This window comes from Trichocoleus sp. FACHB-46, assembly GCF_014695385.1.
In the GTDB taxonomy this organism is placed as follows: domain Bacteria; phylum Cyanobacteriota; class Cyanobacteriia; order FACHB-46; family FACHB-46; genus Trichocoleus.
The window spans coordinates 223,582-237,386 of sequence record NZ_JACJOD010000011.1; the positions used below are offsets into that span (position 1 = coordinate 223,582).

Annotated in this window: 12 protein-coding genes and 1 pseudogene; 3 read left to right on the forward strand and 10 right to left on the reverse strand. The window is 49.4% G+C overall.

Annotated features, from left to right (window positions below):
- Positions 1 to 3: 3 nt before the first annotated feature.
- From H6F72_RS07540 to H6F72_RS07575, 8 genes are all read right to left on the reverse strand, one after another.
- On the reverse strand, positions 4 to 1,482 hold the full coding sequence (locus tag H6F72_RS07540) for a serine/threonine-protein kinase (RefSeq protein ID WP_190433358.1): 1,479 nt from the start codon (positions 1,480 to 1,482) through the stop codon (positions 4 to 6).
- A gap of 467 nt (positions 1,483 to 1,949) precedes the next feature.
- Positions 1,950 to 2,399, reverse strand: a complete 450-nt coding sequence (locus H6F72_RS07545) for a hypothetical protein (protein WP_190433359.1) — start codon at positions 2,397 to 2,399, stop codon at positions 1,950 to 1,952.
- Positions 2,400 to 2,434: 35 nt separating this feature from the next.
- Entirely contained in the window at positions 2,435 to 3,646 is a 1,212-nt protein-coding gene (locus H6F72_RS07550; protein ID WP_190433361.1) for an anhydro-N-acetylmuramic acid kinase, read from the reverse strand.
- A 17-nt stretch (positions 3,647 to 3,663) separates the two neighbouring features.
- The gene (locus H6F72_RS07555; protein ID WP_190433363.1) at positions 3,664 to 4,371 is read right to left on the reverse strand and encodes a hypothetical protein; all 708 of its coding nucleotides are present in this window, start codon (positions 4,369 to 4,371) and stop codon (positions 3,664 to 3,666) included.
- A gap of 81 nt (positions 4,372 to 4,452) precedes the next feature.
- On the reverse strand, positions 4,453 to 4,926 hold the full coding sequence (locus H6F72_RS07560) for a hypothetical protein (protein ID WP_190433366.1): 474 nt from the start codon (positions 4,924 to 4,926) through the stop codon (positions 4,453 to 4,455).
- A 79-nt stretch (positions 4,927 to 5,005) separates the two neighbouring features.
- Complete coding sequence (locus H6F72_RS07565) at positions 5,006 to 5,701, reverse strand: NAD-binding protein (RefSeq protein ID WP_190433367.1); 696 nt, start codon at positions 5,699 to 5,701, stop codon at positions 5,006 to 5,008.
- A gap of 117 nt (positions 5,702 to 5,818) precedes the next feature.
- Positions 5,819 to 7,153, reverse strand: a complete 1,335-nt coding sequence (locus H6F72_RS07570) for a TrkH family potassium uptake protein (RefSeq protein ID WP_190433368.1) — start codon at positions 7,151 to 7,153, stop codon at positions 5,819 to 5,821.
- Between the two features lie 117 nt (positions 7,154 to 7,270).
- Positions 7,271 to 7,897: a TenA family protein gene (locus tag H6F72_RS07575; protein WP_190433369.1), complete on the reverse strand. Its 627-nt coding sequence runs from the start codon at positions 7,895 to 7,897 to the stop codon at positions 7,271 to 7,273.
- A gap of 103 nt (positions 7,898 to 8,000) precedes the next feature.
- On the opposite strand from H6F72_RS07575, the gene H6F72_RS07580 reads away from it, so the two are divergent.
- From H6F72_RS07580 to H6F72_RS07590, 3 genes are all read left to right on the forward strand, one after another.
- A complete protein-coding gene (locus H6F72_RS07580; protein WP_190433370.1) occupies positions 8,001 to 8,861 on the forward strand; it encodes a methyltransferase domain-containing protein in 861 nt (286 codons plus the stop codon).
- A gap of 112 nt (positions 8,862 to 8,973) precedes the next feature.
- Entirely contained in the window at positions 8,974 to 9,942 is a 969-nt protein-coding gene (locus H6F72_RS07585) for a homogentisate phytyltransferase (RefSeq protein WP_190433371.1), read from the forward strand.
- Positions 9,943 to 9,955: 13 nt separating this feature from the next.
- Positions 9,956 to 10,246: a hypothetical protein gene (locus H6F72_RS07590; RefSeq protein ID WP_190433372.1), complete on the forward strand. Its 291-nt coding sequence runs from the start codon at positions 9,956 to 9,958 to the stop codon at positions 10,244 to 10,246.
- A 64-nt stretch (positions 10,247 to 10,310) separates the two neighbouring features.
- Here the strand turns inward: H6F72_RS07590 and H6F72_RS07595 are convergent, their stop codons facing one another.
- Together H6F72_RS07595 and H6F72_RS07600 are read right to left on the reverse strand one after the other, a co-directional pair.
- A complete protein-coding gene (locus H6F72_RS07595) occupies positions 10,311 to 13,229 on the reverse strand; it encodes a glycerol-3-phosphate acyltransferase (RefSeq protein WP_190433374.1) in 2,919 nt (972 codons plus the stop codon).
- Positions 13,230 to 13,418: 189 nt separating this feature from the next.
- Positions 13,419 to 13,805: pseudogene (locus H6F72_RS07600) on the reverse strand (photosystem II q(b) protein); the annotation flags it as partial.

The following is a 13,805-nucleotide window of genomic DNA, read 5'->3' on the forward strand; positions in this document are numbered from 1 at the left end:
CTGTTAGCGTTCCTCCAGTTTCATTAAGATTTTGGGCTTGACCTTCTCAAGTTCTTGCTTGAGGAGAGTCTTAGTATTATTGGGTTGGGCAGTGGAGACAAAAGTTCGGCTAATATCAGCCCATTCTCGCAAGCGATCGCGCTGTAAGTCAGCAATCTTAGAACTCATCACAGTCACGCATCGTTGAGGTTCTTCCAAGGCAAAAAACAACAGGCGATACAAGCCATTTTCTGCTAGTAGACGAGTCATTTGTTGGCCTTGTGGCGTTTTTAAGTCTAAGTAGCAAGGTAACCAGCGAGGCCCATGCTCCCGATTATGCAGGGCAGTCAGCCACAGCAGCATCGGATGAGGAGCCAGCATAAACAAGAACTGGTTATACCGGGTTGCTAGTAACCGCCGCTGAATTTCTTGTTTAGGCATCATCATCCATAGGGTTGCCAAAACCTCATCACTGGTTTTCAACGGTTGAGCAAAAACGATTTCAGCCAGGGGTTTACTTTTCGGCCAAGAAGTAAGTTTGCAGAATTCATCGGGGGAGACTGAGTCTTGGCGCTTGCTATCAGTGACCCCTTGAAACTTTGAGAGCACAGCTTCAATCCGATGGCCCATCTGTCTGCCGGGGCCAAAGCGTTCTTCTAAAGGCTCTAAGGCTTTGAGAACTTCTGCTGCACTCTGAGGGCGATCGCTCGGGGATTTAGCCAAGCAGCTCATCACCAGGTTTTCTAATGCTTTAGGCAGCTTCAGGCTAGGGGTAATGGCATCAAATGAGCGCGGGAGTTGAAAATGGTGAGCTTTGTACCAGCTACCAAAGGTATGAGTTTCAGCCTGCAACGGCAAGCGGCCCGTTAGCATCTCATACATCATGATGCCTAAGCTATAGATGTCAGAGCGGTTATCTAGCTCTTTGCCCTCCATCTGCTCTGGCGAAGAGTAAGCCAGCGTGCCCATGAAAGAGTTGGTTTGGCCATTATCGGCTTGCAAGAGGCGAGCAATCCCGAAATCTAGGATTTTGACAAGTTCTCCAATACTCGTGTCATGACTCACGAGAATATTCCCGGGCTTGATATCCCGGTGAATTACTCCATCGTGGTGAGCGCACTGTAAACCCAGACAAATTTGGCGAGATATGCTGAGAAACCGAGGTAGAACTAGAGATCGCGTCCGAATCACATCGCTCAAGCTCTCTCCCTGCAAATACTCCATCACGTAGAAGGGCACTTCATCATCGTCAACGCCATAGTCCATGACTCGCACGATGTGCATGGTTTTCTGCCCCAGCAACGCACAAGTCCTAGCCTCACTTTTGAAGCGATCCCGCATTTTCTGGTTGAGGAGGGTGCGGGCCAAAAACTTTACTGCAACTGGTACATCTCCCAGCAAAACGTCTTGAGCCCGATACACTCGGCCCATCGCGCCTTTACCAATCAACTCTGCTAGTTGATAACGGTCGTTTAATAAGCGGCCTAGATTAGGGTCTGACATCGATTGAAACTCCGTTTCTCGCGGTGCCAGTAGATCTGCGCCGGTTGCAGCACAACTGACGACTTTGAGTTAAATCAACAGGAACGTAACTTATTTCTGCCACGGCTTACCAATCACAGGCATACACTAGGATTATTAGTCTTTGAGTAAATTTAAAGATACGGAAGCCAACCCTTGAGAAGAGGGCAGACATCTCTTAATCTTGCGGTTGAGAATTCAAGCAGGCTCAATAAAACTACCTGGGTCAGGCGCAAAGTTGCTGACCGCTCAGTAGTTTGCACTTACCTACCGAGAAGGAGTTAGAAATTCCGTAAAGCTTACGTAAAGCTATTCTAGCGGTCTGAGCCTTTTCTCTAGCAGAGGCTTAGTTACAGTCAGGAGTCGGCTGGCGGTCTTGCTTCATTAAAAGCTCAAGTAAAGGATTATCACTTAAGAGTACCCAAGCCAATAGACCTGTGAGACAGCAGCTACTGCTCTGGTTGCCGCTCTAGTGTGACTTCCATCGTGCTAGTGAGATAGTGACCTGCCATGATGCCGCTAGAGAGATAGTACCGCTCTGGATCGAGGCAATGTAGGGTTTCAAACCCACTACGCCGCTGGCGGTCGCCGAGAACCCAATACCGTTGCACAATGGACTCCGGTGCAATCCAGCCTTCGCCCTCGACCCGCCCCAGCAAGCTGTGTTGGAGCACAAAGGTATATTGCCGCTCTCCCGCATCTAAGCGGCCCCGATATTGTAGTGAGATATCTTCGCGTTCGGAGCCTGGAAATACCAACTTGGTCACCATTGTGTACCAATTATCTCGGCTCCAGCCGACTAAGGTCTTGCCTTTAACCAAGATCGGCAACCCATCACGCTCCAGCCAATTGCCCTGTAGCGTCCAGCGTCCTGCCTCCATTAGAAAGGTGTGAGCCACAGCGCTATTCCTTACTTGTATTGCGTTTCGCCATGCTAATGCGGATGGGACTCTATGCTATCACGCCCAGAGGTCGCCACAAGGTGGATTTCCCCTAGAGCGATCGCTTTTGCCGCCCCCGTAACTTGTGGCAAATTTCCGGGTATGCCGTGGTGTCGCCAGTAAGCGAGCACAGCAAAGGCGATCGCCTCCTTAAAGTCTGCACTTAAACCAACCTCATCGGTGGTGATCACGGACGCAGAAGGCAAATGCACTTGCAATCGTTGCTTGAGATACAAGTTGCGACTGCCACCTCCACCAAGGAGCACTTGATCAGGAAGCTGTGGCAAAAAAGCCCCATAACTATGAGCGATCGAACGTGCAGTAAGTTCCGTTAAGGTGGCGAGAAAATCAGCATCACTCAGCTGATAACGTCCAGCATCAGCAAAGCAGTCCTTCAGGTAATCCAGTCCAAATAATTCCCGTCCGGTTGATTTGGGTGGTGCTTGCTGAAAAAAATCTTGTTGGAGCCACTGCTCGACTAAAACTTGGCAAGGGGTTCCGGTAGCAGCCCAAGCTCCGTCTTGGTCGTAAGTTTTAGCTCCCTGAGAAAGTTGCTGCACAGCCAAATCCAGCAGCATATTGCCAGGGCCTGTATCCCAACCTCGAACTTGCTGCTCCCAGTTAGCTGTACTTCTGGCTGGTAAATAAGTGACATTGCCAATGCCACCGATATTCTGTACACAGCGGCTCTGGGTAGCGTGCCCCAACAAGTAAGCATCCACCCGTGGCACCAGCGGCGCTCCCTGTCCTCCCGCAGCAATGTCAGCCACCCGAAAATTGCTCACGGTAGAAATTCCAGTCAGGTGAGCGATCGCGGCTCCCCGACCGAGTTGGAGACTGTAGCCAAGCGGTGAGGAAGAAACAACTTTGTCGTTTGTTCTTTGATCCTTTTTTGGTGGTCGATGATAGACGGTTTGCCCATGCGAGCCAATTAAATCTGCTGGAGTGTGACCTGCTTGAACGGCTAAGGCGGCTTGAGCAAATTGCGTGGCGATCGCGTCATCTAGGGCGGCAAATTCTGCCATTGATATTGGTTTGCCTGCACCCACCGCTAGGATTTGCGATTGCAAAATTTCGGGATAGGGGTAAGTCGCTCCAGCTAGCAATTTGACTTGCAAGTCGGTTTCTAAGCCAGAAATTTCGACTAAGGCAGCATCGATACCGTCTACGGAGGTGCCGCTCATTAAACCAATTACGTGCATCATGCGTTCGGGCCTGAACCTTAGCAACAACTGCTTCTAATAAACTCCACAGCTTGCTTCAAGCCTGAAGTATGGAGCCAGCCGACATATCCTCTAAATTGAGCCACATTTTGAGCGTTAAGAACACAAACATGATGCACGCCAGCAGGGTTTTTTGTAAGTTGTAGGCTACCACTGCGATCTCTAAACTTTAGTTCTGAGAGGGTTTCCTCCAAAAACTGACCTACTGGGATGAAATTATGAGTCATGCCAGGAACTTGTTGGAGCTGGGCGATCGCGGTTTGCATCAAGCTGGATGTTCCTGGGGCTTTGGGTGAGCTTACCAGAAGATTATCAGCAACTAAACGGGCCACTTCAGGGCAGCTCCAGTAATTAATGTGGGCATCTCCTACCCCTGCCACCATCGGAGCGTGGTCGATCGCGATTTGAACACCAGGATTAACTAAGCCTGCCACCTTAGCAACTCGATTGACCAGATCCGAGCTGACAAAATTCCGGACAGCGGTCTCTGTAGGGTTGGCCTCAGTTTGCAAATAGTGATCCTGAAGGGTTAGCTTCCAAGACAAGTCTGGATTAAGGCAGGGTTGCAAAGGATAAGCGATGACGTCAGAAGCATGGATCAGATTGCTCCATCTCAAGCCGCGATCGCTATATTGGCTCACTAAAGCTTTCACCTGTTCAGGCTGAATGCCCAGCATGATGTTAAAGAAAGCGATGGGAGAACCCATTGTGGTGATGCTTTTTAATTGCAGTTTTTGCTGAGAAGATTCCGACTGAAAATCGGAGCTGTGATGCCCCTGAATCAGCGATCAAATCTCAAAGGCTGGATCGTCCGAATGAAATCTTTCAGAGAATAAAGCGTCCCACAAAACAACCGTACCAAGCGAATGAGAAACGATGTGTAGCTCTGTCTCGTTTGGATTACGGCTGATGAAATCAGAGAGCTGTTCCGCAATTAATTTTCTAATCTTGATGCCGCGCTCTGAATTGAGATAGGTGAAAGCATCACCGACAAATTCAGAAAAGAAGCCCTTTCTGAAGTTTTGATAGCGAAATACGGCTTGAGCATCAACCTGAGGATTGGCTGATTGAAAGGCTTGCAAGTTTTGATGCACCGCATTCCAGAGTTTGCCAACGTCATTTAAGACATCACCCCAAAAGCTCGCATAAAAGAGCGGCAAAGCTACTTGTTGTTGGCTAAACTCTTCTCGAATCAAGCTCTGTAAGGAATCGGCATACTGCACGTTGCGGGTGGCAACTCCGTGCATAAAAAATACAAGCATGATGTCGGTGGCAAAAATGGAGCAATGCTCTCTATTCTTCCCGACCCGCTTGAAGATGCAATGCCATCAGAACTTGAAGTTAGATTGGTAATTGATCAATTCCCTTATTGGAACCAATCACCACCATTGCTTCCCCCTTGCGGAGGCGGCGGTTGGGTTCGGGGTTGATCTCAAACTTGCCGTTGTAGCTAACTGCCAGCAAGTTGAGGCCAAAACGACTCCGCAACCTCAGATCGGAAATCGTTTTACTGTCAAAGTCTTCAGGAACAATCACTTCCACGATGCTGTTGTCGGGATCAAGCTCGAAGCGATCGAGGATACCTGGTTTCGTCAGCGATCGCGCCAAGGCACAGCCCATTTCGTGCTCTGGAAAAACCACATGATCTGCGCCGACTTTTCGCAGCAGCTTTTCATGAATTTCGGAAGAAGCCTTGGCGACCACATGAGGTACTCCAGCCTCTTTCAGGTTCATGGTGGTGATCACGCTTTCCTCCACATAATTGCCGATCGCGACAATCACGGTATCGAACTCAAAAACCCCTGCTTCTTTCAGGGCAGCAACCTCAGTTGAATCTAACTGTATTGCATGAGCTGCTAGCTGGTCAGTCAGAATCTGAGCCACCCGCTTTTCATCCGAGTCAATCCCTAGCGCTTCGTACCCCATACGATGCAGAGATGCACAAACAGCTCGACCAAAGCGCCCCAAACCAATGACAGCAAATTGCTTATTCTCGGTTCGTAAGCTGCGAAAGAAGCTCAGATAGGATAAATTCACGAATTAACCTCAGGCGCTAAGCGCCAAAATCTGATTTAGAATCCATAACTCTTTAAATTATCAAGATTTCGGGTGCAAATCTGTTCTGGAAATCCCACCCTATTTTGTTACAGAAACCTACCCTACGAGTAAATTTTCTTCTGGATAACGGATAGTACTCGGATTGGGATCACCTAAAATTGCGCCGATTAGCAGCAATACCCCAACTCGACCGATATACATGCTGGCAACTAAGACCAATTTGGCAAAGGTGGAAAGACCTGCCGTAATCCCGGTGGAGAGGCCAACTGTGCCAAAACCTGACATCACCTCAAACAGAATTTGAATAAATTCTACGTGTGTGTCAGTGATAGCAATTAAAGTAGTCATAATCATGACGGCAGCGAGTGAACCAACCGAAACTCCCACTGCTTTGAGAATGAGCGAAACAGGAATTTGCCGCTCATATAAAGTCGCTTCTTCTTTGCCTTGTAAGATCGCTCGAGTACAACTAGTTAAAACTCGTAAAGTAGTAGTTTTAATGCCACCTGCGGTACCGCCTGGACTACCTCCAATAAACATGAGGACGATCATGATAAATAAGCTGGCAGTCGTCATTCTGCCAATATCAACGGTATTGAAACCTACAGTACGCGGTGTTACGGCTTGAAACCAAGCTGCGAGTATCTTAGTCTTGAGATCCATTGCTCCGAGGGTCGCTGGATTTCCTAACTCTGTAAAAAATATAGCAATCGTACTAATGACCAAAAGAATGACTGTAGTACTAGTTGCAACTTTGAAATTTAAGGAAAAGACAATTTTTTCCGGTTTTCTGGACAAGCGATCGCGCAACCACAGAAATAACTCAAAAATCACTTCGTAGCCAATACCACCAAAGATAATTAAGGCTGGAATAATGATGTTCAATAACACCGAAGATTGATAGCCAATTAGGTTGTCCTTAAAGGGGCTAAATCCAGCATTGTTCCAAGCAGTAATACTATGAAAAATAGAGAGCCATAATCCCTTGCTCCAACCGTGATCTGGAACAAAAACAGCGAGCAATAAAAAAGCGCCCGTGAGTTCAAAGATCAGGGTGAGGGCAACGATAGAGCGCAGAACTTGAGCGGCTCCTTGCATGCCAGGGCGATCGAGCGCCTGTTGTAGAGCAATTTTGTCTCTGAGGCCAAACCGTCTTCCCAAAAGTAGCAAGAGAAATGTGGTGGCGGTCATGTAGCCCAACCCGCCAATCTGCACCAAGGCGAGCAGGATCACTTGCCCCGTTGTAGAAAAATAAATGCCTGTATCCACCACAATGTGGCCCGTGACACAAACAGCCGATGTAGACGTAAACAGAGCCACAATAAAATCATTCCAGTTGCCGCTGCTGGTTGAAAAAGGCAGCATTAACAGGAACGTTCCTATGGCAATGACAGCTAGAAAACCGAGACAAATAGTTCTAGAGACAGTCATGAAGCGATCGCGTCAATAAACTAAGTTGGGACTGTAAAACAAAGGCTGCTTAAGAGCTTACTGCTTGCTGAGGCACCCGTTGTACGATTCTGGTTTAGCTGCATCTTGGCACACTATCTAAGCATCATAGGACCAAGCTGCTTGAAAGAAATCGTGCTCGCATTGCATGGCATAGCGGTAAGTGGTGTGGGCTGGAGCAGGATGGATGGTGTAGCGATCGCAAAGCTGCTCTAACTGTTGCGCCAATTGGTCAAACTCTGGACTGCTGTAGGTGCGAATCCAAGTGGTATAGGTATGCTCAGACTTTTGGCTAGCTCCAAGTTGCTGACCGAGAAAGGTATACAAGCGCATACAAGGCACCATTGCGGCTGTAGTCAAGCCCGCATCACCGCTCCAAGCCGTTGCCAACAAAAAATCTGTATAGCGCCGGGTAGCGGCTCCAGGTTCTATAGCCTGCAAGTCCACGCCCCACTCTTGGGCATAGCCCTGGTGCAGTTGCAATTCTTCCAACACCCCACCTGCTAGGGTGTGAAACACACCAAATCCTTCCCAATCGGGTGCTTTGGCAGCGGCAATACTATAAGCTCGCGCAAACGCTTCTAGGAAGAAGGCGTCTTGGCCGACGTAATAAGCAAATAGCTCCTTGGGCAAGCTACCATCGGCAATGCCCTGGACAAAAGGATTTTTCAGACAAGCTTGAGCTAAATCTTGGTTTGCTTGCCATAGATCGCTGGAGATCGTCATGCAGATTTTTCCTTTTTCAAATACATTTTCCACCTCTAGAGGTTATGACGCGATCGCTGGCTCTGCTAGGCTAATTCCGATCTAGATTCAACGCTACACTGCTATGACCTCGACCCTCTACCAACAAATTCAGCAATTCTATGATGCCTCCTCTGGTTTGTGGGAGCAGATTTGGGGCGAGCACATGCATCATGGCTATTACGGTCTAGATGGCAAGGAACCCAAAGAACGCCGCCAAGCCCAGATTGATTTGGTAGAGGAGTTGCTGAAGTGGGCCGAAGTTAGACAGGCAGAAGCGATTTTGGATGCGGGTTGCGGGATTGGGGGAAGTTCTTTGTATTTGGCTCAAAAGTTTCAAGCGGCGGCGACTGGCATCACTCTAAGTCCTGTGCAAGCCGCCAGAGCCACCGAGAGAGCGCGTGAGGCAGGCATGAGCAGCTTGACTACTCAACCTAGCGCTCAGTTTTTTGTCAGGGATGCTTTAAACACCGATTTCGCCGACAATTCCTTTGATCTTGTCTGGTCATTGGAAAGCGGGGAGCACATGCCAGACAAGCGTAAGTTTTTACAGGAATGCTATCGGGTGCTGAAACCAGGGGGCACGTTGATTATGGCGACTTGGTGTCACCGCCCCACCACGCCCAGCGATCCACTGACCACGGATGAGCGGCAGCATTTGGCGGACATTTATCGCGTCTATTGCTTGCCTTATGTGATTTCGCTGCCAGAGTATGAAGCGATCGCGAACCAACTCTCGTTTCAAAATATTCGTACTGCCGATTGGTCAGATGCAGTAGCTCCGTTCTGGGACAAGGTGATTGAGTCCGCTTTAACTCCCAATGCCATTTTCGGTCTACTACTTTCTGGTTGGACGACAATTCAAGCAGCTCTGGCGTTGAATTTGATGAGTCGGGGCTATCAACGGGGGTTGGTACGTTTTGGATTGCTATGTGGCACTAAATAAACGATTCAAGCAAGGTGCGGTCAAGCTAGCTCAGCCATTCTCTATCAAGGGATTGCTGCCAAAATTGTCATTGATTGCTTAAAATCAAGCCTGTGTATCAATTCAGGCACGCATGAGCCAGATTTCCCCCCAAAAGCCTGCTGTTTCGTCGACCCAGATTAATCTCCTCCAAAAGTATGCCCCCTGGCTCTATGCTTTCTGGAAGTTTTCTCGCCCCCACACCATCATTGGCACGAGCCTGAGTGCACTGGGGTTGTACGCGATCGCCAGTGCTACAACTTCGATTCCCTTTGCCCTTAGTCATCTAGGCGTACTGTTGGCCGCTTGGCTCGCTTGTCTCTGCGGCAACGTCTACATTGTGGGACTGAACCAATTAGAAGATGTCGAGATTGACCGGATCAACAAACCACATTTACCTGTCGCTTCCGGGGAATTCTCGCGATCGCAAGGTTGGGCCATTGTCCTCTTCACAGGGGCTTTAGCTGTGCTGATTTCTCTCAGTTCCGGTTGGTTTCTCTTCGGTACGGTGGGCATTAGCTTGGCGATCGGCACTGCCTACTCCTTGTCACCCATCCGCCTGAAGCGATTTCCGGTTTGGGCCTCGCTGTGCATTTTTACGGTGCGCGGCGTCATTGTAAACTTGGGGCTGTTTCTGCACTTCAGCCAACAACTCCAAGGCCAAGGTACTATCACTCCAGCAGTTTGGGCGCTGACGCTATTTGTTCTGGTATTTACGTTTGCGATCGCAATCTTTAAAGATATTCCTGACATTGATGGCGATCGCCAATACAACATCAATACATTCACAATTCGGCTAGGGACAAAAGCAGTATTTAACTTGTCTCGTTGGGTTTTAACCGCTTGCTATCTTGGCATGGTTTTGGCTGGCTTATTTAACCTAGCAGGCGTCAATTCTAAGTTTTTAATCGTGACTCACTTAGTTGCCTTGAGTCTACTTTGGTGGCGAAGTTTGCGAGTTGATTTATCAGACAAAGTAGCGATCGCGAGCTTCTATCAATTCATTTGGAAGCTCTTTTTCTTAGAGTATTTGGTTTTTCCTACAGCCGCCTTGTTCAATTAAAAAGCTTCTCAACATGATAGAACCCTGGCTGATTGGTTTGGCATTGGTGAGTTTAGCCAGTATTTTTGCGATTCAAGGTCGCTCACCTGATGCAATGGACAGTTCCCGCCTTGCAAGACTAGAGCGAAAAGTTGATCTAATCCTGGCTAAGCTGGAAATTGACTATAACGAAACTGTCGAAGACCTAGTCAGGTCAGGCGATCGGATTGGAGCAATTAAAAAGCTACGTAAAGAAACAGGAGTTGGCTTAAAGGAAGCATTAGACGCTATCAAAGCAATAGAAAGAAACATCAAGCGGTCTTGAGCTGTTAAGCTTGGGTTGCAGAAATCTCGACCTAAAAGTAAAAATTACAAGTCTCCGAAAACTTTTATAAGACTTCTACGGTTCCTTGTTGACCATCAATTCTCACCCATTGACCATCTTGCAATTGATGGGTCGCATCATGCACATCCATCACGGCAGGAATGCCATACTCCCGTGCCACGATCGCGCCGTGAGACAATCGCCCTCCTACTTCCGCAATCAAACCTCCTGCCCTTGCTAGCAGCGGTGCCCAACCAGAATCGGTGTACGGCACCACCAGAATTGTTTCTCGATCAATTTCTGCGATCGCCTGTAAGCTCCGCAACACTTTGACTCGGCCCTCTACCTGGCCTGGGCTAGCCCCAATGCCTTGTAACTTCTGCGAAGGTTGCCAGTTATGAACGGTGATAGAGGTGAGCGGGGTATTACCGTAGACCAAAGCTGGCACTTGCACCAGTTCATTATCCTGGGCTAGTTGCGATCGCCGTTCTGCAATTAACCTAGAGACTTGGCTGGCTAAATCGGCATCTGACTGTTGAATCAGCCGCCAAATTTCCTCAAACCTTAAGAAGAAGATATCGCCTGCTGCTGACAGCAATCCTTGCTCCAGCCACAACTTTTCTAGCGCCACAAAACTCCAGCGCAATTCCGCCAGCAGTTGGCTATAAACCTCCGTAACTTGACCCTTCAAACTTACTCGCTGCTGGACTCGCTGCACTTTCCAAGCAGGCGATCGCGATTCTGCGGGCAAAGGCTCACCCGCAGTAGGGGGGGTAAGCAGAAATTGGGTGAATAGGTCACAAACAGGTTTGGAATCTTCGCGCCAAGTCGGCACTGCAATATCCGTCCCCACTTCACTCAAGTAACCATAGGTATCGAGAAACTGAGCTAGCTGGTCAGACAAGGTTTGACCGTTGGGGAGGGCTGCTAAGGCGTCAAAAACTTCTGGAGTTGGAGCAGAAGGATTTTCCAAGTTAGCAACTAAATGGCGGTTACGATTGGCAATCTCTTGCAACGATCGCAACGCAGCGACTTCGGGGGTGCTGCTATTGTCTATTTCGCCATCCTGCACCTTGAGAATTGCCTGTCGTAATGCTGCACTCAGCGGAGCCAAGATACTGTAATAAGTCGCCCGCTTCAACACCCGCAAAATAGTGTCAATGCGCTCTAGGAGAGCGGGAGCGGTCAAGGTCTCGGCAGGTTCTCGCGTTAGCGTCGTTAGGAGGGGTGCAAACTGCCGTTGGTAGTCATAACGAAAATCTTTGTCTAGCTGCCATTCTCGCTGTAACAGCCGCATTAATCCAGGTGTATTGCCTAAAGTGGAGCCTAGGGGTGGTTTGCTGAACTTGGCCCCTCTGGTCAAAAACTCCAGGCTCTCAGGAGGTAAGCCCATACAGAGGAAAGTTTGCCCTAACAAAGAGGCGTTGAAGTAAGCACGCGAGTGATGCAGCGTCGCAGTTTCATTAAAGTCTAGCCCTCGCGATCGCTTGCCCAGTACGAGACCAAAAATCTCCCCCCAAACCCCACAAGTCAAAGGCCGATTAATTGACCAAGTGAGGGGACGGATCAAACCAGGAATCACCTCTGCCGCAATTTTACGAGTCCAAATGGGCAGCAGCGTGGTGATGGGGCGGGATTGCAAGAGCCACAACGTCTGCCCATCGTAGGTCCATTCAATATCTTGCGGCAGTCCGTGATAGCGGGCCTCTAAATGTCTAGCCAAAAACGCCACTTGCTGAATTAAGCGGGGCGGCAAATCTCCCGTGCCCTCGACTGGTAGCTCTAAATCAGCGGGAAGCACCCAGTTTGAATCCGCTTGAGCTAAATCGCTTTCACGCACCAAAACCCGATATTGCTCAGGCGTAAACTGTCCGGACACAATCCGTTGCGTCTCACCGGGTAGCGCTTCAATTACGACTGCCTCACCCTGCCGAGCGATCGGGTCACGACTAAAGGCCACCCCCGAAAACGCGCCACGAATTTGTTGCTGTACCAGGATCGCCATTGCCGCTTCTGGTAATCCGCGATCGCGCCGATACTGGATGGCTCCTGGCTGGTCATAGGAAGCCAAGCACTGAGCGATCGCCCGCTCCAACGCTCCCTGACTCGTCACGTTCAAGATACTTTCGTACTGCCCTGCCGCCGACGCTAGCTCCGAGTCCTCCCCCACCGCTGAAGAACGCACCACCAAAGGTTTTTCGGAGGAAGGCTGCAAAAACTCAATCAATGGCGTTGGATCGTCGCCAGGTGGCAACACCCAACCTACCGGAACTGGATAGCCCCACCGCATTAATTGCGAGAGGGTAGCCGCTTTCTGTCCGACTTTTTGCGCTTCTAAAGGCCGATTCAGCGAGACTAGAGCGCGATCGCCGCGAAAAAACTTAAACACTGCTTGGGATTCCGGTTGACCTGCTTCTGGGGTTAAGTCTAGATCATCGGGAATCTTGCGGTAAATCCAGCCCATGAGACTGCCCAGCACGATCGCCGCCACAATCAAAGCGGATTCTTGGGGATGCAATAAAGCAGTGATTAGCGGAAACAAAACTAAGACTAAAATCTTGCCTTGGCGCTTTTCCCGCAAAATGGTGGAGCCAATGCCCCCCAAAATAAACACCAGTAATGAAGCCATCCAATCGTGGACAACATAGCCCCAAACCACGTTGGTTGTGCCTGCTCCCCACGCCATCCAATAACGGCCCATAACTAAGGCTATTAAGGAGATTAGCTCCCACTCTGAAGCTTGCGGAAAAAAGTAGCGAGCAATTAAAACCGCAGCAATTCCCTTGAAGGCCTCTGACAGAACCGCCAAAATTCCTACAACACGCCCGCCATGATAAAACGCTGCCGAAACACTGACATTGCCCGTTCCTATTTTGGCTAGTTGTTTTCTCGTTAGGGCATAGGTGAGCCAGCCAATCAGGGGAAGCCCGCCGAGCAGTGGACAACCAATACAGATAATCAGAGCACCTAAAACTTCGTTCATCTTGGAGGTGTAGAATGGCGACTTTTAGGGGAACTTGCCGATACTAGACAGGAGCGATCGCTCCTCTTCCATCAAAGCTCATTTCAGCTCTTGTCAGCCCAGAAAACTTGTCAGGATAAAAAATCAGCCATGCAAAAAGCGCCCCCCGTGAGGAGAGCGCTTCTGGTTTAGCTAGAGACTAGCTGAAGATTAACCGTGGATTGCAGGTGCGCTTAGCGCTACAGGAGCAGCTTCGCCCGCAGCCAGGTCGAGGGGGAAGTTGTGAGCGTTGCGCTCGTGCATCACTTCCATACCCAAGTTCGCGCGGTTCAGCACGTCTGCCCAAGTGCCAATGACTTGACCCTGTGAGTCAATGATCGACTGGTTGAAGTTGAACCCGTTCAGGTTAAACGCCATCGTGCTGATGCCCAAGGACGTGAACCAGATGCCAATCACTGGCCATGCACCCAAGAAGAAGTGCAGCGCCCGGCTGTTGTTGAAGGACGCATATTGGAAGATCAAGCGGCCAAAGTAGCCGTGAGCTGCCACGATGTTGTAGGTCTCTTCTTCTTGACCGAACTTGTAACCGTAGTTCTG

Excerpts from the sequence above, each read along its gene's own strand:
- H6F72_RS07540 (WP_190433358.1), bottom strand. The coding sequence starts at position 1,482 with ATGTCAGACCCTAATCTAGGCCGCTTATTAAACGACCGTTATCAACTA.
- H6F72_RS07550 (WP_190433361.1), bottom strand. The coding sequence starts at position 3,646 with ATGATGCACGTAATTGGTTTAATGAGCGGCACCTCCGTAGACGGTATC.
- H6F72_RS07555 (WP_190433363.1), bottom strand. The coding sequence starts at position 4,371 with ATGGGTTCTCCCATCGCTTTCTTTAACATCATGCTGGGCATTCAGCCT.
- H6F72_RS07560 (WP_190433366.1), bottom strand. The coding sequence starts at position 4,926 with ATGCTTGTATTTTTTATGCACGGAGTTGCCACCCGCAACGTGCAGTAT.
- H6F72_RS07570 (WP_190433368.1), bottom strand. The coding sequence starts at position 7,153 with ATGACTGTCTCTAGAACTATTTGTCTCGGTTTTCTAGCTGTCATTGCC.
- H6F72_RS07575 (WP_190433369.1), bottom strand. The coding sequence starts at position 7,897 with ATGACGATCTCCAGCGATCTATGGCAAGCAAACCAAGATTTAGCTCAA.
- H6F72_RS07580 (WP_190433370.1), top strand. The coding sequence starts at position 8,001 with ATGACCTCGACCCTCTACCAACAAATTCAGCAATTCTATGATGCCTCC.
- H6F72_RS07585 (WP_190433371.1), top strand. The coding sequence starts at position 8,974 with ATGAGCCAGATTTCCCCCCAAAAGCCTGCTGTTTCGTCGACCCAGATT.
- H6F72_RS07590 (WP_190433372.1), top strand. The coding sequence starts at position 9,956 with ATGATAGAACCCTGGCTGATTGGTTTGGCATTGGTGAGTTTAGCCAGT.
- H6F72_RS07595 (WP_190433374.1), bottom strand. The coding sequence starts at position 13,229 with ATGAACGAAGTTTTAGGTGCTCTGATTATCTGTATTGGTTGTCCACTG.